At 44.7% G+C, this 19120-nt stretch carries 13 protein-coding genes; 12 read left to right on the top strand and 1 reads right to left on the bottom strand.

What is annotated here, in order from left to right:
- Window positions 1-78 precede the first annotated feature (78 nt).
- Window positions 79-3525, top strand: coding sequence for a DUF3987 domain-containing protein (locus NDI48_29665; protein MEP0835333.1), 3447 nt, complete (start codon window positions 79-81; stop codon window positions 3523-3525).
- A gap of 160 nt (window positions 3526-3685) precedes the next feature.
- Complete coding sequence (locus tag NDI48_29660) at window positions 3686-4333, top strand: SprT-like domain-containing protein (protein MEP0835332.1); 648 nt, start codon at window positions 3686-3688, stop codon at window positions 4331-4333.
- A 211-nt stretch (window positions 4334-4544) separates the two neighbouring features.
- On the opposite strand, the gene NDI48_29655 is transcribed toward NDI48_29660, so the two are convergent.
- Window positions 4545-4910 carry a hypothetical protein gene (locus NDI48_29655; GenBank protein ID MEP0835331.1) on the bottom strand — a complete coding sequence of 122 codons (366 nt, stop codon included), beginning with the start codon at window positions 4908-4910 and terminating at the stop codon, window positions 4545-4547.
- A 985-nt stretch (window positions 4911-5895) separates the two neighbouring features.
- Between NDI48_29655 and NDI48_29650 the strand changes: the two genes are divergently transcribed.
- The 10 genes from NDI48_29650 to NDI48_29605 all read left to right on the top strand — a co-directional run bounded on the left by NDI48_29650 (window position 5896) and on the right by NDI48_29605 (window position 18485).
- Complete coding sequence (locus tag NDI48_29650; GenBank protein ID MEP0835330.1) at window positions 5896-7560, top strand: ABC transporter ATP-binding protein/permease; 1665 nt, start codon at window positions 5896-5898, stop codon at window positions 7558-7560.
- A gap of 104 nt (window positions 7561-7664) precedes the next feature.
- Entirely contained in the window at window positions 7665-8534 is an 870-nt protein-coding gene (locus tag NDI48_29645) for a hypothetical protein (protein ID MEP0835329.1), read from the top strand.
- A 214-nt stretch (window positions 8535-8748) separates the two neighbouring features.
- The gene (gene fni / locus NDI48_29640; GenBank protein MEP0835328.1) at window positions 8749-9852 is read left to right on the top strand and encodes a type 2 isopentenyl-diphosphate Delta-isomerase; all 1104 of its coding nucleotides are present in this window, start codon (window positions 8749-8751) and stop codon (window positions 9850-9852) included.
- A 517-nt stretch (window positions 9853-10369) separates the two neighbouring features.
- On the top strand, window positions 10370-11449 hold the full coding sequence (locus NDI48_29635) for a sigma-70 family RNA polymerase sigma factor (protein MEP0835327.1): 1080 nt from the start codon (window positions 10370-10372) through the stop codon (window positions 11447-11449).
- Between the two features lie 91 nt (window positions 11450-11540).
- The gene (locus NDI48_29630; GenBank protein ID MEP0835326.1) at window positions 11541-12431 is read left to right on the top strand and encodes a hypothetical protein; all 891 of its coding nucleotides are present in this window, start codon (window positions 11541-11543) and stop codon (window positions 12429-12431) included.
- A gap of 716 nt (window positions 12432-13147) precedes the next feature.
- The gene (locus tag NDI48_29625) at window positions 13148-13669 is read left to right on the top strand and encodes an aspartate 1-decarboxylase (GenBank protein MEP0835325.1); all 522 of its coding nucleotides are present in this window, start codon (window positions 13148-13150) and stop codon (window positions 13667-13669) included.
- A gap of 108 nt (window positions 13670-13777) precedes the next feature.
- Complete coding sequence (locus tag NDI48_29620) at window positions 13778-16354, top strand: ATP-grasp domain-containing protein (protein ID MEP0835324.1); 2577 nt, start codon at window positions 13778-13780, stop codon at window positions 16352-16354.
- A gap of 76 nt (window positions 16355-16430) precedes the next feature.
- Entirely contained in the window at window positions 16431-16838 is a 408-nt protein-coding gene (locus tag NDI48_29615; protein MEP0835323.1) for a hypothetical protein, read from the top strand.
- Between the two features lie 110 nt (window positions 16839-16948).
- A complete protein-coding gene (locus NDI48_29610; protein ID MEP0835322.1) occupies window positions 16949-17350 on the top strand; it encodes a hypothetical protein in 402 nt (133 codons plus the stop codon).
- Between the two features lie 478 nt (window positions 17351-17828).
- On the top strand, window positions 17829-18485 hold the full coding sequence (locus NDI48_29605) for a YopT-type cysteine protease domain-containing protein (GenBank protein MEP0835321.1): 657 nt from the start codon (window positions 17829-17831) through the stop codon (window positions 18483-18485).
- The last annotated feature ends 635 nt before the right edge of the window (window positions 18486-19120 follow it).

Here is a 19120-nt window from a genome sequence, read left to right as displayed (position 1 = left end):
TAACTTTAGCAAATTCAGGGAAATAGCCAATACCTATACACAATTTAGGCATGAAACGGCAAGAGGAGAAGGTTAAAAATGTTCACTACACCTCAGCCCCAAGCTCCTCAGACCGTTCGAGAAACTATCCAGTGGCTGCTGCGCTTGGGGCGACCGCCACTGCCCGAATGTCCGATCGAGGCAGCAAAACAGGGCAAAGAACCCAAACAGCCTTGCTTCCTGGATGGGAAGTATCTGAAGACGGTCAACTGGAAACAATGGCAAGAGATTCAACCACTACAAGAAATCCTCGATGCCTGGTTCTCCAACCCCAAAACTGGGATAGGCACGCTAGGCGGTTGGAACGGAAAGCATTGGCTTGGATGGATTGACTTCGATCGCAAAGACTTCCCCTCCCCGGATGCGTGCGATCGCACAATACAAGAGTGGCTCGAAAAATACCCCGCCTTGGAAGCAGTTCCAATGTTTCGGACTCCCAGTGGCGGTTATCGCTTCTTAGTCGCCTTTAGTCGGGAACCGGAAAACTTCAAAGCTAACTCTGGGTTTAGCCTCAAGTCTGATGGGAGTCACCACGTTGGAGAACTGCTCAGCAAGAACGGCGGACATACGCTTCTGCCTCCAACCGTCGGAATTACGGGTGTTGCTTACGAGTGGATGCAATGGAGCGAATATCCACCAGTATTTGAGCAACCAGAAGATATCGGAATCTATCCGCTTATCAAAAAAGCTGAGAGCGAGCCAACCACACTCCAGCTACCTCAGCGTAGCAACTTGCTCGGTGACACACAACTGACAGACTTATTAAATAACGATATACTGCCGAGGTTTTCAGCTCCGCAAGCTTTCAACTGGTCGGGACATAACCTCCAAGAATACCCTGGCGGTAAACACAAGGGAAACTGCCCCTGGCATGAATCTAAGTCGGGTACGGCTTTCTACTGCGAACAGAAAAACGGCGTCTGGTTGTGGCGATGCCCAGCGTGTGAAATTGGCGGCGGGGTGGTAGAGTACCGCCATCGTCTTGCAGGCGGTAACGGCTCACCGCGAGGACGAGAGTTTGTAGAACTGGTGCAACAACTAGCTTGGGAAGTTGGTGTATCAATTCCCAGTAGTTTAGAGCGCAAGTCTGGTAACTCCAGCCAACCGAGTAACAAGGTCATTGTGCACCCCGCTGCCCTAAGAACCACCCTCAGTTCTGAGGAGGTATTCAAGCGAATTGACAACCTGAGCGAGCAGGAATTACCAGAGTCGGAGTTAACGCTAAAGCTTTCGGATTTAGCGCGGGAAGCCGAGCGGCATCCTAAGGAAGTTCGGTCAATTTACAATGCGCGGCTTGGCGAAAAAACTCAGCAGCAGGATTTATCGGATAACGTCGTTCAGTTCCAGAAGTTAGCCGACTATCTGCTCAAAGCACAAACCGTCAACTGGGGAGAGCTTTTGCCTGAACCACTCATCCAAGGGCTGTTGACGAAGAGCGAGTCTTCGCGAATTGACCCAATCTACCTGATTCAAAATTTGCTACCAGGCTCTGGAGGGATGATAGGCGCGAACATCGGTTTGGTTGTTAAGGAAGGAGAAACTGAGGCTGATTCCTGGATTGAGTATCCCAACGTCTGGACGGCTACCATCGCTCCTCCTAGCTCTGGGAAATCAGATGCCGATCGCGCTATCCTCAATCCAATTCAACGCCTGCAAGAGGCGGAAGCTGACCGCTACGAACAAAGTAAAGTAACGCTTTCTAAGTTAGAGGAAGCCTGGAAGAATAAGCCAGCCAGGACGCGAGAGGCACTACAAGATACCCTGGACAACCCAGCTAACTACAAAGAGTCAGAAGTTGGCAAATGTCGAAAGTATTTGCTTGATGAAGGCGAAATTGAAGCGATAAAGCGCAGAATTTCAGAACAACCCGCTCGTGCTGGCTCTATCTGGGCACCCGACGAGTTATTAGGGCTTTTCAAGGGGTTAGATCAGTTTAAGTGCTCTGGTAGGGGGAATGCCCGACAGTTTTTACTGAAGGCTTGGAATGGCCCTCTAAAAGGATACGTGGATCGGGTGAACGAGAATGAAAGTTTTCGGTTCCAAATGCAGTTACTGACTATCTGTGGAGGCATACAAATAGAACCCGCCAGTCAATTCTTTAACCCAGACGGCAACCATACAGATGCCGATGGCTTACAATCTCGCATTCTTCCAGCTATTCCGACGCTGCACCCGGATTTTGATAAATGGTCGGATATCAAAGTCAGCCTGGATAAACTGCTCAGCAACCTTTACGAGAAACTGGAGCAACTCCCAACTGGGTTAGTCTACCTCAGTCCTCAAGCCATGCAGCGCTGGAAACATCAGTGGGAAAAGTACCGTAGGGGTTACAAAACTTATTTGCACACGAATCCAGCCTTTGCCTACTTTCAGGGAAAAATGTGCAGTAACCTCATGCGGCTTGCCTTGATTCTTCATTGCCTCGAACACTGCTACCTTCCAAAATCTAATTTTTTCAGTTTGGGGTTAGACACGTTGGAGCGGGCAATTAGCTTGGCTAGTTTCTACATCGGTCAGTTCCGACTCATGCAGGCTCAATTTACTAAGTCACCAGAACAGGGACTAAGCGAGTTTCTAATGAACATTTTATCCCTGTGCTTGGCAGAAGGGCGAATTAATCCCAGCCGCGTCATTAACAAGTGGCGTCGGCACAAGGGCAGAGATGGTAAGTCGCTCAAATCGCCTGAAGTTCAGGATATGTTCAAAACTATTGCCCAGTCACGACCCCAACAGGTTCGGTTTGACGGTAAAGAACTCATAGCATTGGTAGCCGATCACTCGGCTCAAATGCCTTCTGCCCAAGGCGACAGCGTCACACTCTCGACTGACGCTAACTCCCAACTGTTCGGTCAGACGACTAATGGCAGTCAAGGGGGGGCTATTGAAGAATGCGATTGCACTCCGCGCACTGCTAAATACGATAGCGAAGCGCTGCTGCGTTTGCGTAAGCATGGTGCGGAGCAGCAAAGCGCAGATCGCATTCGATCGGAATGCGATCGCGTTCGATCAGAATTCGATCACCCCGATCGAACGAAAAAAGTCGCACTGGTTAAGGAGTCTGATGACTTATTCGATCAATTCGATCGCCCCCCCTCCCTCACCTATGAGCTTGATACTGATGATTCTTTCTCAACGAATTTGTTTCTCCAACCCCCAGTTTTTGATCGAACCGATCGAATAACAGATGAAACCCTAGTAGAGGAAGACACAGAGGCGTTCGATCGCCCCGATCGAATGCGATCGAAGCGATCGAAAAATCAGACGGAAGAAGTACCAGCCTCCCAAGGCGCTGCTTCCACGTCTTTGAATCCTGAACCCACCTCACCTACTGAGTTCCGAGTAGGCGATCGCGTTTTTTGGGAAAACTGCCCTTCCTGTTGCGAAGAGTTAGCCCCGTTTGAAATCACGGCTATTGATGGCGATTACACGAAGCTTGACTTGATTAACAAGCCGGTGCCACTAGCAGAGCTAAGGTTAGCGACTTAGCGCTCTGAAGAGTCACCCCGACCCCGACGCCCTAACACTCTGAAAGCGGCTTGCAGCAGGGTTTCTCAGGGTAGGCGTACCAGTGAGAGCCGTAACGTCTAGTTAGACGTTACACATAAAATTCCCGCGCCGCCTGTAACCTCTAGTTAGGAGTTACACCTTGACTTCAGAATCAAAAGGAAAATTAGAAATTCTTAAAGCAGCGGCAGATATCTCAGATTGGGGGTACGGTCGTTGGGCTTACGAACAGTGGGAAATCTTCAACGAACAGTATTGGGACGGAAGTTTAGAACCCGGTGGTATTTTTTGGGGACTTACACCCCACGGACAATCGCTTGGCTCTTATGAATCCTGGCGCAATGCCATTACCTTGCACAAAGCTCTTGTTGAACCAGCTTCTAACGCCTGGGGGCGCGGTAAATTACTGGGTAAGAAATTCGCGGCGGATGTGTTGCTCCACGAGATGATCCACCAAGCTCTTTTTCAACAAGGAAAAGTCTGCCCGGAATCCCACAACTGCGAGGCTTGGTGCGATGAGATTAATCGCCTCATCCCCTTGATGGGCATCGAAACCAGTCTGATTGCCCGACCTGTGAAGCAGCGTCGAATCAAAGTTGAGTCAGTGGGGGTAGACGGCAAGCTTACCACAAAGTCCAAAGTAACCTGGGAGCCACGACCGGGGTTTATGTCTCGTTCGATGATTGCTAATTTTCCCCACTCGTTGCGATCGCACTCTTACTATGAAAAATCGGTGGTTCAGTTAGGCAAAAAATCAGGATTGTTGGTAGATAGCGATCGCAGTAGTTGAGCGTAACTCCTAGTTAAGCGTTACAGTTAACGAGCTAGCGCGGGGTTAAGACAAGGCAGTCGAGGGCAAGGCTCATCTTTGGTTTACTGTAGAGAGCGAAAAAAATTGGGGGAGATTTAACTGGAGCGTCTGGTCAGACCCCATCTCCAACTTTGCCTACTAGAGATAGCAGCCAAGACATGAGGATTTGGCCCATGTCTGCAAAAACTACTCAACTTCCATTAAAGGCAAAGTCGTCCGGAGCGGCTTCCTGACGTTTGAGTATCCAGGCTAATGCGATAGCGAAGCGCTGCTGCGTTAGCGAAGTGGTAGCGACGTTAGGAGTGTCAGCGCAGATCGCTGGATTAACCTCTTCAGGTGACTCGATGAGGACAGACAAGGGTGTTATGGCTCCTTTCGTCCCAGCTTGCTTCACCACTTCAATCACTAATTGCCCATCTTTGTCAGTTTTCCGCTCAATTAGAGCATTTTGCATGAATGGATAAAATGGGGCAAGACCTTGGCATAGCAGTTCATCAGAGGCTGCCATTGCCTCGTCAAGAACTAGAGCTTGACCGTCGATTTTCAGAATTGGCATAGGACTGAGTACTTAGATTCCTCAGCAGAGACAGCGATACTACCCTTTTTTGAATTCAAAATTGACGCCTTGTCACTTCCATCAGGTTCAATTTATTCTCTGTTCAAGAATATAATTCACAGAAAATTTATGTATTACAATCGTATTTATATTGACATCAACCTTAAGAAAGATGTTAGAGTCGTAGCGTAGATGACCAACTCATAATTCGACTTTGAAAAAAATGCTCACTTTGAATTTGAGAGCGAATTAAATGTTGAGCAAAATTTATATGGAGTTGATTGTCTTTGCTTAAGTGGTCAACGAGTTTTGAAGGAAAAGTTGGGAAGTTAGAGATATCAGGCGACTGGAACAGAAGTTTTGATATCAGCGTACCAACTATTTTTTTGCCGATATTCGTGTAACCTGAGTTCGAGAGTTTATGCAACATCCGACTTTTCCGACTTGACAATCCGACTTTCCCGACTGACAAGGGCGGGGGAGAGGAAGTATCATAGAAATAAGATGCAGTCTCAAAATTTTTTGAAGCAATTAACTTTCCTTCCATAACTTCTGAACGACACGGTTGTAATCAGGGTTTAACGCTACATAAGGGACTTCTACTCTCATTACTACCACGCTGTGCAGAGGAATTTTAGGAATTACTATGAGCGTGAATTACAGCGCCTTTGAATGCCTCAAGCTAGGCAAAGTGAAACCGGATTAGGACGAACTCATCAAGGTTTGAGCTATTTCCAATGAGATTGTGCTCTCAATCTGTTCACTTGAAATCTCCAGTCCTCACGACTGACCCATGTTGATTACTTAACTCTCTGGACTGAACTGCATTACGGGAATAACGAAGACTTGTCAATAGAGAATTCACGTACACAGCCTATCCCTTTTTCCACAAGAAGTTAAGTAATTTCCAGGTTCTCCAGAGAAACAAAAGAGAAGATAGTTATTACTATACCCTGAGAAATTTTACCCGATTATCTCAAATTCAATGAATTTATTGGTTTTTCTGAAACAAATTAATAAATATATTGCCCCTTATAGATGGTTAGCAATCTTCATTTTGATTCGCCAAGTTTTTGAGGCGGGCTTTGACTCAACCATGAGAATGAGTTTAAAGTTTATTATTGATGCCGCCATTGTTCCCAAAAACTTTGGTCTTCTGATTGTAATTCTGTTGCTTTTGGTTGGCGGAGCAATCATCTTAACATTTGTTGGTTTGCTTGGGGACTTTTATACAGCGCGTTTTGGCGTTTTGGTGAGCAACAACATCCGAAGCTCTCTATTCGAGCGCATCCAAAGCCTTTCTATGGAGTTTTTTGGACGGCGTTCATCTGGGGATATTGTCAACTGCTTCTTGGCGGATGTCGAGAAGGTGGAAAACAGTCTGAGTACAGGGTTAGCAATCGTTGTTTTAGACCTCAGTGGTATTCTGTTTTCTGCTATTTTCCTGTTCTCCCTTAACTGGCAGTTAGCGGTTCTCAGTTGCATCGGTTTAACGTTCTGCATTCTCGCTCCTGCCAAAATTGGTCATCGCGCTACCTCTGAAAGCTACCTATTGCGGCAAAAAGAAGGACACATCGCCAACGTGGTTGGAGAGAATATTCTCTCTCAATCAGTTGTCAAAGTCTTTGGCTTGGAAAAACGAATGTCAAGGGATTTTGCCACCCATTTAAATGACTTGAAACGGGTTTACGTTCGGGCGAAATTTCTCTCCTACTTAGTGCAAAGACTTCCGACGCTGACGTTTATCCTCGTGCAGCTAGTGGTTCTAAGTATCGGTGCAGTGATGACCTACTGGAATTGGCTTTCGGTAGGGACGCTCGTCTCGTATCAGGTTTTATTGCTAGGGTTGAATCTCAATATTATCAGCTTTACATTTGCGCTGCCTTATTTTATAGAAGGGGGAGCAGCCATGCAGCGCATCGGGGATATTTTGGCAGAAATTCCTGAGATAAAAGAGGCTCCTGATGCGATTGACTTGCCGCATTTGTCCAAGGAAATTTGCTTTGATGATGTCAGCTTTAGTTACTCTGCTGAACGAGGAGGGATTCAAAATCTATCACTAAAGATTCGACAAGGGGACTTTGCGGTATTTGTCGGTCATAGTGGTGCAGGGAAAAGTACCATTGTTAATTTACTGACGCGGCTCTATGACCCAGATTCTGGGTGCATTTTGTTTGATGGAATTGATGTGCGTCATGCAACAGTACGCTCCCTCCGCTCTCAAATTGGACTGGTTTCTCAGGAAGTGATTTTGTTTAATTCCTCGGTGCGAGAAAACATCCGCATGGGCTGTTTGTCAGCGACTGATGAGCAGGTAGAAGCCGCAGCAAAAGCCGCAGAAATTCACGATTTTTTCTTGTCTTTGCCTCAAGGTTATGACACACCTGTAGGCGACAGGGGGGGACAGTTATCAGGGGGACAACGGCAAAGAATTGCCTTAGCTAGAGCGTTGGTGAGAGAACCAGCCATTCTGATTTTGGATGAAGCTACATCAGCATTAGACCCGGCGACGGAAGCAGAAATTATGACAACTTTAGAGCGTATTTCTAAAGAACGCACGGTGATTTTTATTACCCACCGCTTTGCCCATGCGTTGCGTGCAGATATGGTTTTTGTGTTGGACAAAGGGTGTCTCGTTGTTAGTGGTTGAATTACGGATTTGATTCAATAAGGAGGACTTTATACCACAGTTTTGCAATCAACTGACGAATCCATAACAGTAATTAATCAACATAAATCAACAAGGTGAATGCAATGACTTATTCTCTTTTCAAGAACAACACTGATGTAGTAATCAATCATGTCCAACATCTCAAAAAGGCAGTTACAAGCCATGACCAGTTGATACCTACCATCTCGTACTGGGCTATTCAAAAATCCATTACCAATCTTCAGGCTATCACTCGGTTCTACTTTCCCTTGCTAGGTCTTTCTGAAGCAGACTTTCCTCAATTTATACCCCTACTCATATTTGTCGAGGCTACGATATATCAGATTGATGAAGAATACGAAAACCACATTGATGAACCCAAATTCATCTCAAAACACATCTCGGTACTGCGAAATATATTAACTCAGCTAAATCTGTTCGATGAAACATTGGAAACCGAACTGCAACAGGGATTAACTTATTACCGCTTGGAACAGAAGTTTTGTTCAGGAGCGATACCTACCGAGGAAGATATTAATCTCGCCAGCCTCTTCAAGTGTTTTGATTTTGGCGTTTTGCAGCGGCTTTTGTATAAATTAACGGCCCAGCCTTATGATGAGGAAATATTGGAAATTAGCCGACTTTCAGACCAAATTTGCAAAGTTGCTGCCGACCTCGAAGACTATAAAGAAGATATCAGACGCAACGTTATTAACACGTATCGAATGTTTGTACGCCTCTATGGTTCTGAGGCTCCCCAACACCTGCGGCACTATCTTGAAAGCTTGAACTCCAAGCTGCAACATCGACTCAAATTGCTAGAACAAACTAGACCAGAACTGGCTAAAAAATTTATTGAACTGTGGAATGCAGATCTGAAATTAGAGAAAATGTGGAATGCAGAGACTGAGGATTTCGCGGTACCGGAAATTCCTGAGCCAATTCTGGAAGAGGGCACTTTAGTTTCACGCTGATACACTGTTTGCACAACTGATGCCAGAAATCCGAAGCAGACGCTTTGCACACTTCACAGCAGAGCAACAGAAGTTGGAGGATTTCTGACACGCTCCCCTAGTAGGAAGGGAGCCTTTATTGCATGACATCGAAATTCAATTCAGATTTTCTGCAAGCAATGCTTCGTCCTTCATTTTGAGTGAATGTCGCTTAACAATAACTGTGAATTGATTAATGAATTCTGTGAAAAACATAGCAACTAAATTATCAAATCAAACGGGTGAACAAGCAACATCAGAGCAGGCGGTTCTAACCCAAACCCGTAAAGCTGACCATTTGCGGATTTGCCTAGAAGAAGATGTGCAGTTTCACCAAACCACCAATGGACTGAAACACTATCGGTTTACTCACTGCTGCTTACCAGAAATAGACCGAAGCGAGATTGACCTGAGTACAACCTTTTTTGAGAAGAAACTGGGATTTCCCCTTCTGATTTCATCAATGACTGGCGGAACTGAACAGGCTCAGATGATTAATTACCGTCTTGCGGAAGTTGCCCAACACTACCGAATTGCAATGGGAGTCGGTTCTCAACGGGTGGCGATCGAAAACCCCCAGGTTGCTTCCACATTTGCTGTGCGCTCTCTAGCACCCGATATTCTACTGTTTGCTAACTTGGGTGCAGTACAGCTCAACTACAAGTACGGCATTGATGAATGCCGACGAAGCGTGGATTTACTAGAGGCGGATGCTCTAATCCTACACCTCAATCCCCTGCAAGAGTGTATTCAAACGAATGGAGATACTAACTTTCGGGGACTACTCGCCAAAATAGCGACTCTTTGCCAAAAGCTTCCTGTTCCCGTCATTGCCAAAGAAGTTGGTAACGGTATCTCTGCACAGATGGCTGAGAAACTCATTGAGGCTGGGGTGAGCGCCATTGACGTAGCCGGAGCGGGTGGAACATCTTGGGCAAAAGTAGAAAGCGAACGGGCATCAGAAGCACGACAACGCCGACTGGGGACAACGTTTGCCAACTGGGGATTGCCAACGGCAGAATGTGTCACAGCAGTGCGGGCGATCACTCCCAAAATTCCCATTATTGCTTCTGGTGGACTTCGCAATGGTCTTGACGTTACCAAAGTTATTGCCCTTGGTGCAGATTTAGCAGGTTTGGCGTTTCCCTTTCTCAAAGCAGCCGTTGAATCTGAAACTGCGCTAACCGAGTTAGTAGAAGATTTAGTCGCTGAAATGACTACGGTTTTATTCTGTACTGGCAATGCCACGTTAGCTGGCTTAAGAACCTCTGGTGTAGTGGAGCGAATAACCATTGAATGAGACTGTGGAGCAAGCAGGTAGTTGGACAGTGAGCGCCAAGATACTGGAAAGTACGATCAAGACCTTGCCAGAAGAACCCATTACGTGGTGGTGAACCCAACTAGCCAACAAGTTGACCTCTGATTTCAAACTTGAGCATATACCACCTGCCTGGGCGATCACCTCAAAGGGACATGGGCATTGCGATCGCATGAGAGAGCACCACCATGTGCGATCACTTGAAACCTCACCCCCAGATACAGCCTGCAACTCGCCCAGTCCAAACTGACTCCTTCATAAACCTTTACAAACAGTTGAAATTTCCTCTCGTTCTATCTGGAGTCTTTGTCTAGTCTTGGCTAACAGATTCCCATTGTAGGACAGGCAATAGTGTCTGTCGAGTTGATGGTGCTCAGGCTTTCTTTTTGGCGCTGGGCAGGGTTTTTCCTGGAATTGGGATGCAATTGGGATTCGAGAAGGGAGAGTTTTTCAAGAGTTTTATTTTGCATCAATTGGGTTCACTACCAGTTATTGATTTATGTCAGATTCTCAAACAGTTAGTGCATCATACCTGCGGGGAAGTTCAGAAGAATTAGGGAAAGGGTTTTGGCAGCAATGGCAGCAGTATCAAGATTATCTTCACCGTTGCTGCATCAAGTGGATGGGGGGGAACCCGACGGATGCGGAAGATGCCCTGAGTCGAGCAATGCTGAAAGCTTGGAAAAAGGTGCAAAAGTACGCGGCGGGGGAAATTTCTAATTTTAAGGCATGGCTGACGACGCTGACTCGCAATCTGTGCATGGACATTTATCGTGAACGCAGTCGGGGGGCGAATCAAGTTGAGGATATAGAAGGTTACGCTTCTTGTGAGGAGCAAGGACTGGTACAGAGTGAGAATACGCCTTATTGTGCAGTGGAGACTGACGAGAAAAGGGTTGTGATTTGTCGTGCTATTGATAATTTACCCCCTAGGTTGCGCGAGACGTTTATTCTGCATTTTTATCAAGAACTGTCTTATCAAGAAATTGCTCAACAGCAAGAGATTTCCTACCCGAATGTCTGCAAGCGGATTTCCCAAGCGCGGAAGATTTTGCGTGAGGAGTTGAGGGGATATTTTATCGAGGAGGAGGGGACGGATAAATCTGTTCCACCGACTGCAACGGAATCGGCAATTGGGGAAATTTCCGAGGGGAATGGGGGAGTTGAAGCGGATGCAGACGAGACGGTAACTTTATCCCTTGCGGTGGTGGAAGTGGAGAATGTTGTGGGTTCCGAAGCGATCAAGGTAGTGCGTGACGTGCAGCACTCAGAGTCAGTGATGGTTGGAGCGACTAATGATGGGAAGTTAGAAGTAAAGAGTGATGGTTGTCGGTGTGTTGAGCAGGCGCTGTGTGAAAGGCAGTTTGCACCGATTTTGGCGTTGGTTCAATTTGAGGAAGAAACTGGAAGTTGGGGGAATTCCTATCTGGCGGTGCTGAGGAAGCAACAGCATCAGGTGGGGAAAGTTGCGGGAGAATTTGTGCGATCGTCCCGCTCTCCTCCTTTGTATTGTTTTCCCTATTTTCAATCCCTTGTCAAGAGTCTGTCGGGGATGATAATGAGGGTTCGTCTCTTTTGAGTCAAATCTACTGAACTCCGCCTTATACACAGGCAATTTTTTTAGCCATGTATCGGTCAACAAACACGTAAATAGAAATGAGGTATTAGCAATGAGAGCTTTTCACATGAATCTTCTTAACTACAATGCGAATACTATGTTTCCCTTGAACGGCAACCAAACCCCAAAACATACGAGGATACAGGATGAATTAAATAACTATAGAAACAATGTGATGGGACAACAAAATAATGTTGATGTCGCAGGTTTTACAGAAGTATTTGTCGCCACTGGTGCAAATCCGAATAATGTTATCAATGCACTCGGAAACCTAGGGGATGCTCTCGGCATCCCAAGAGTAGGAGGGAATCACCAAATAGCGGTAGTCAGATGCGGTTTTACGGCCTTGCAGCCAAATGGAAACGAGGTTGTAGCAATAGTATTAAATGGGAATGCGATAATCGCCAATTACTATATAGCAGCATATTGCCCTCCCCAAGCTGTACAGCCGGGCTGGCATGAAACAACTATTGTTGCTGCACAGGCAGGATACACATCCCATCTTGTCCAAGAGCCGTACATGGTCGCAGACTATAGATATATAGTGGGCGTGGAATTTAGCCTAGGTGGTACAAATTACGACATCGCATTTATCCATAATAGGCAACCGGGTGCCGAGCAGGGAACAGTGATGATGGGACAGATAAGGAACTATCTTGGTCAAGCAACCAATGCAAATATGTTACTTGGTGGAGATTTTAACCTAGATCCGCTATGTCAGAACGCGAATCCATGCTCCTCCGGGGCGGGAGCAAATGCCCGATGGTACTACAGTAATGGAGCAACAACTGCTGCGGATAACCCGCGAGACTGGTGGATCTCTGCCAATCAGTTTTTAAATGGACAGCAACCAGCCCAATGCAACGTCACACCCACAATGCCGAATCCAAATACAACCGGAACCGGAACCGATCACAGAGGGATAGGAATCACGATCAACTAAATATGATAGAAGTAACCGTAGAGATCGCATCGGTGTACAGGTGGTTTAGATCAAAGGCGAGTGAGATCGTAGAACCGGACACATGGCCTAACGACGCACTTGATTAAGGGAATAAGGAATCGGAACTCAATGGCTCCAGAGAACTTCAACCCAGTCGTGAATGAATCTTTACCAGAGTGAGACCGAAGACAACCCCAAAAATCCAACAGGAAAATTTCGGCATAGTCACAACAATCGTGTCATAGGGGGCATCTAGTCAGGAAAAAAGCTTATATAGCAGTGTGAAATGGGTTGTACCGAGTCCAGCCCGAATTCCCAACAGAGAGTGGCTTCTAGACGGAAAGGTGGCACAACTGACCTTAACTCAAAAAATTCACAAAAGACTCTTTGGTTTCTCTTCAAAAAAGGTATTCACGGAAGATTTACACATTACAGCTATATTCTGATTGACATCCTCCTTAAGACATAAGTTATCTTCGTAATGTGTAGGAGTTTACGCAACGATCCGACTTTCCCGACTGACGCGGGCGGAGTTTGGGAGCCATGATGGAGACAAAGATGCAGTTTTGAAACTTGGAAGGGAAGTGGTTAACAACACCCTGAGTTATAAAGCAAGACTCACAGTAGACTTGCTTCTCTCCAATTTTCGCATTTGATAACAACCCAGTACCCACCCAAACTCTCAATCAGTGCGATCGCATTTCAGATAAAAGAAGATGACTACCAAAAGGAGTAATATGGCGACAATCAGACTGATGCACGCTAAACTTCATCGAGTACGTGTGACCGATGCCAAGCGCGATTATGTAGGCAGTATCACCATTGACCAAGAGTTGTTGGAGAAAGTCGGAATACTGCCCCTCGAAGAAGTGGAGATAGTCAACATCAGCAACGGCAACCGTTGGTCAACTTATGCTCTGCCAGGAGAAGCAGGAACGGGCTGCATTTGTCCCAATGGTGGGGGAGCGCTTCTGTGCCAGCCTGGAGACATCCTGATTATATTTTCTTACGAGTGGTGCGATCGCACTGATGTATTACGCACAGGGCATACAGCGCGGGTTATTGTTGCAGATGAGCAAAATCGCTGTAAAGAATTTTTCCACCAAACTTTAACCCCTTGCGAGAACAAACTCCTATTCGACCCTTCGCAACCCCTCACAGTTAAGAGTGATAGTGAAAGCGCCAGCTTTGATTTGAAGAACTGCTTTGAGCATAGCATCGGCAGTTTGAAACAATAGAATTAGCAACTCTGGAATAATTTAGGGAGTTTTAACAAACTTTTTAAAATTCCCAAGAATTCCTCGATTTGATTAGCTAACAGCCATTTCAGAAAAGTATAGTCAAATATGTTTGAGACAATCAACTCAGTTCTCCAAGCTTATAAACTAAAACCAATAAAGGAAGCTGAGGCGGAACTAGAATCAGATGGAAGCCAACCCTGTATTGTTTTCTTTAGTTTGGCAGACGAAAGGCTTACATTACTCTTGGCTGCAAGTAGAATTTTACCGGAAAGTGCTTTTATAGTAACTGAACCGACTTGGGTAAAAGTTGTTCAAGAAGGGGATAAATCTGTATTATACATCCTTGAAGGGATTACCATGAATGAATTTGGTCAATGTTTTCATACCAAATTCAAAACTCCTCAGAGGATAACTTTTTTATGTAATTTTTGTACCGAAGCGGGTTTCAGTTTTTATGAACCAGTCCACCAAGAGAAGGCTCAAAAATTTCAGTTCTATGAAGGACTGGCGGACTGTCCGATGTCAAGTGGTATAGAACTGGAAGAATATACCAATGACAAACTGCATACCCGCTTACTTGCTGCTGCAAGAAATGTAAATGTACCCCAAACGATGGTTTTTGGCTTTTCTTTGGAAAAATATAGCCATCATCCCGTCACTCCAAAAGTTCAATTGATTTCCCTATCTAGAAATCTTTCTAGTGATGAAATCCAAGAATATTTGACGGCATTTCCCGCTTCTCAATTTGTGATTAAGCCTTCTGGAGCAAGGTGGATGGGAAGCCGATTATGCACTATTGAGTCAAAAGATAATCTGGATAGGGCTGTTGAAAACTTTAAGAAATGTATGGATTCACTCCAGGACAATGATTGTCTGTTTGTGGAGGAAGTTATCGGTTCAAGCATTACTGAGAATAGTAACCTGGGTGCAAGGCTGAGGGTGTTTGTGACCCGCCGCCCCAATAATGTGGTTGAAACATCTGGGATTATCTGCAATCTAGGTTATATTGACCAACCCATTAATGGAGATACTTCCGAAAGTTTTTCAATTGACTATGTGTGTAACTTGCTCCAGTTGACAAACGAGGATAAGAATCAGCTTGTTGAAAAAATTAACCGATTAGGTGAAGCGGTACTAGAGTCTATTATTGGCTACGAAACGCAATATTTAACCCATGTCACCCAACAAAACAAACAAACTGATTTCATTGGTTTAGATATTTTTTTAAGGAATCACAATAATCAATTAGAACCGTTTCTAATTGAAGTCAACGATCACGATTGTATTGGTACCTTGCAGCAATACGAAGTGCAACATTTTAACAACAGGACTGACATCCTAGATAAATGGGTGGAAACGATGTTGTACCGCTGCTATCAATATATGCTAAAAGGCAAGAATATATTGATGATTGGAGGTGGAGGCTACTCAAAGTTGAATGTTTTTGAATTTGCCAATCAAGTAGGTATCAATATTATTTTAATTGATAGCGATTCTCAACATTTCGCTGCCAGTTACAGCAGCCAGTTTTTCAATATTGACATTGACGACCATACCAAAGATATTGAAAATGCCCTAGCAATTGTGGAAGTTGTCCGCAATCATTGCATCGCTGTGGACGGTGTAGTTACGTTTTGGGAAGATAATGTACCTTTGTCCTCTTTAGTTGCTAGCTTGTTAGGGAAAGCAGCCAACGATTATCAAAGCACAAGTATTGCTAAAAGCAAATTATTGACTCATAAAAAAATTCTAGCTGATGAGTCTAGTAAACTAACCTGTGAATGTCGAGAATTCTCTAATGGCGTAGATTTTCGGGTCTTAAATAATGTAGCGGATGTCCAGAATATTCCACAACACTACTATCCTTTAGTAATTAAGTTAGATACTGGAAGTGCTTCCTTTGGTGTAGAAGTAATTCAAACAGAAGAAGAATTATTAGCTAAGTTTGAAGACTATAAAAGCTATATTAAAACCGCCACACAGTATGGTGCTGGGTTAAGTTTTAAGTATCAAATATTTGTCACGCCTTACCTGCAAGGGTCTGAACATGATGTTGACCTAATCATGTTTGACGGTGAGTTGGTAGCTGGTTATGTAACTGATAATGGACCCACTCTGCCTACTCTCTGTAAGGAGATGACGGCTATTATGCCTAGTTTACTGGACAAAGAAAAGCAAGATAATTTGATTCACGCCGCCTGGAAAGCCTGCCACAACGTTGGTTTAAAACAGGGTATTTTTAACGTAGAGGCAATCTACACACCACTGGGAGTAAAAATTTTAGAAATTAATGCTAGGATGGCTGGTTTTTATTTTCCTAAATGGGTATTTAATGTATGGGATATTAACCTTATCCTGTATTCCTACCTGATTGCTTGCGGTATCAAACCGTTTGTCAATAAAAATAGCTTACCCCGTATATACCACAATGGTTTTCTCTGTTACGCATCATTGCATAAGCATGGGATAGATGCAGCAAAGCTGAAGGAGTTGTCATCCAAGTCAGATTTCTATGTAATTGTTCTAGAGAAAGAAATACCCGCTGAAGAAAAATATGAAGTTCCCTATGCTTCTGTAGCGATTTGCTCTCAAAATATTGCCGAGGGAAAGCAGAAAATGAAGAGGTTTTTAGAGGAGCATTCTCTCACAAGGGAAGAATATAGGTTTATCTGTGAGGAGTAAATTATTTTAATTCAATCGAGTCGGTCAAAAGTCTATAACAGCGCTCAACCGGACAAAAGCAAAAAGAGGAAACCCTATGGAAAGCAAAGAAAGATACACAGCCGAAGGAATTTTTACAAAGACAACCACCGAAGAGACCGATGAGATCGAATGCTGGGTCAGAGATGGTCACACCGATGAAGAGGCCGCAGCACTGAAAAGTTGCCAAGAATTATTAACGGCACTACAACTCACCACACCAATACGAGGAGGGGAGTTCCTCAAACGACTACAAGGAAAAGACGCTACTAATAACTACTTCAACATAATATACAGATGCGATTTTCAAATTGACTCTAAAAAAATCGCAAATCCACCTGAGACGTACCCATATTACTTCACGCCACAAACCCCCTCAAACTGCGACATAGCACTCCCCGTTACCTGCGTAGAGAACCACCCACTGAACAAATCTTCAAAAAAAAAAATTGCATACTTGGACTAGATCCATTTCGGCTAGAAAACACAATAGGAAAGGAAAAACGTGGCTGGACAGACAACCACCTGACCGGCAAAACCATTTCTAGCCCGTTCACAGGAGAGACCACTCACCCATTGATAAAGATACCCACCAAATTCGCCGACTGGAAAGGGAAAACAACACCCAAGCTATACGCAGGCATATTGCACGGAGAAAAAGGACAACCGTTGTCCGCTAATGTACTAGATGAATGGCTGGGTGAAAAAAATAGCAAAGGAACCCCCCCCAGAGAGGTAGTCGTGTTTGCGGAATGGCGCGGGGATAGAGAAAAAAGACAGCAATGGGTAGGAATATACCACAAACGAGAAATGGGAAAAGAGCGTTACAATATCTGGCGGCCCGTAAGCGAACTAGCCATGGAAGAAGAGTTTTGGATGGCCCTGTTAGCCACAGGCGAAGACAAGAATATGACCGAAGGTTTTGGGACAGATACGCTATTCGGAGAGTGGGAAGACAAAGAGAAAAAAACGACATGAAAACAAGCAGCGCCTAGCATTCAATCATCCTAGAATTATGCAAGGCCAAATTTATTTCACCACTCCTAGCACCCTCACGCACCTCTGTTCGCGAAAGCGATAGGTTCTCGCCCGCAGTTGCGCCACTAGATGCGGTTTTTTCTCAGCCCACCACCGCCGCAACTGCATTACATCACTGTTGTGGTGGTAGTTCTGTCAGCGAGAGTGCTTCGCACGCGCTTCGCGCTCGCACAGCCCACAATCTCTGTAACTCCGGTATTTACGACGGTGTCGGCGCAAACTACCAAACAGTAGGACACGATGAAGGTGCACTAACGTTGGAAAAAATCTCCATCCTGAAAAAATTCAGAAAGAGACGGCGAGAACCGTCGAGAGAGTAGAAGCACAAAGTGATATCCCCAAGACGGTCGTTAGAGTCTCATACTCATTACAGAAGTGATACAGAAGAACCAAACAAAAGAAACACGAGGAGAAAAAAGTGCAGAGTAATGTAAAGTACAGAACAAGAGTTTGCAACCAAAGTGGTTGGGCCAAGGCGATGGGAAGGGACATAAACGAAGGAGTATGTCTTGGTCTAACAATCAATTGGCTAGGGCGGACAATAAAAGGAAAGGAGGAGGAGATGTGGCAGAATATGGAGCAAAGCCTAAAACCGGACACTAAAACCCCTCTAGTCGGAGACCTGGGAAAGGCGATTAACATACAGGAAGTCCATCTGAGTGGAGAGAATGTAATAGGATTATCTCCACTAATAGACACGGGAATGTACGATGAATTAATAAAAGTTGGACTGGAATATGATGACAAAGATAGTCTAAGAATGGCAGCACCTTATATCGAAAAGAGTCAACTGGAAGATATAAATAAGCGATTAATTCAGAGTAATAACAAGCATTTCATTTTAGGCATATCGGGAGATCATGGAGGACACGCCATAGGAATTACCACCAGCAAAGGAGTATTAAATAGTAAGGTCACGATCTTCGACAGCAATGCGGGAAGATATGACGCCCCACTCGCCGAATTTAATGCAGCCATGACGGAAAATTACTTAGACTTACAAGCGAGTTATGGTAATATGACAAAACTGTTCACATTATTCAGTTTAAAAGAGAAGAAACAAGAAAAACATTAACTCATCCAACATTTGGTTGGTTGCTTTTAACCTCATTCCATACCCAGAGAGTCAGACTAAATAGATGGGTTGAGGTTCTCCCAGTCGATACTGTCCCGTTTCTAGGTATATCACCTTCTGGTGTGATCGCGGCTGGTAGAGTTTGGGGAAGAGGGGGTGAGATCGCCCCCTTTTCCGCTTATCGCGCTCATCTCATAGGGGGCATCAAGTTAGAAAAAAAGCCTCTAACTCGAAAAATTCAGAAAGTGACTTTAGGAATCGTCTTAAAGTAGAAACTACGAGTGCCATTCCTCTTCTTTTTTACTTGAAGAAAGGCAATCGTTTTTTGGTTAAGCTTGACAAGAAGGGAAGTGATCGCACAAAGCGCAGTCCTAGAGGTGAGCGCTTCTTTTATGACATCCTGTGCGCTAGCGCAATAAGCTGCCAATTTTTCAGCTTTGGAATAAAGGGTATGAGACTAATACAACTTATGCTTTGACTGTGTTGTTGGTTCGGATGGTTCAATTTATTTTCTCTGCAAAAAAGGTATTCACGGAAGATTTACATATTACAGCTATATTCTGATTGACATCTCCCTTAAGGCATAAGTTATCTTTGTAATATATAGGAATTTATGCAACATCAGACTTTTCCGA

It is taken from the genome of Microcoleus sp. AS-A8, from assembly GCA_039962225.1.
Classification (GTDB): Bacteria; Cyanobacteriota; Cyanobacteriia; order Cyanobacteriales; family Coleofasciculaceae; genus Allocoleopsis.
This window is presented reverse-complemented; position numbering and strand designations above follow the sequence as displayed.

Coding starts and splice junctions, on each gene's coding strand:
- NDI48_29630 (MEP0835326.1), top strand. CDS start 11,541: ATGAGAGCTTTTCACATGAATCTTCTTAACTACAATGCGAATACTATG.
- NDI48_29655 (MEP0835331.1), bottom strand. CDS start 4,910: ATGCCAATTCTGAAAATCGACGGTCAAGCTCTAGTTCTTGACGAGGCA.
- NDI48_29620 (MEP0835324.1), top strand. CDS start 13,778: ATGTTTGAGACAATCAACTCAGTTCTCCAAGCTTATAAACTAAAACCA.
- NDI48_29645 (MEP0835329.1), top strand. CDS start 7,665: ATGACTTATTCTCTTTTCAAGAACAACACTGATGTAGTAATCAATCAT.
- NDI48_29665 (MEP0835333.1), top strand. CDS start 79: ATGTTCACTACACCTCAGCCCCAAGCTCCTCAGACCGTTCGAGAAACT.
- NDI48_29635 (MEP0835327.1), top strand. CDS start 10,370: ATGTCAGATTCTCAAACAGTTAGTGCATCATACCTGCGGGGAAGTTCA.
- NDI48_29650 (MEP0835330.1), top strand. CDS start 5,896: ATGAATTTATTGGTTTTTCTGAAACAAATTAATAAATATATTGCCCCT.
- NDI48_29625 (MEP0835325.1), top strand. CDS start 13,148: ATGACTACCAAAAGGAGTAATATGGCGACAATCAGACTGATGCACGCT.
- NDI48_29615 (MEP0835323.1), top strand. CDS start 16,431: ATGGAAAGCAAAGAAAGATACACAGCCGAAGGAATTTTTACAAAGACA.
- fni (MEP0835328.1), top strand. CDS start 8,749: ATGAATTCTGTGAAAAACATAGCAACTAAATTATCAAATCAAACGGGT.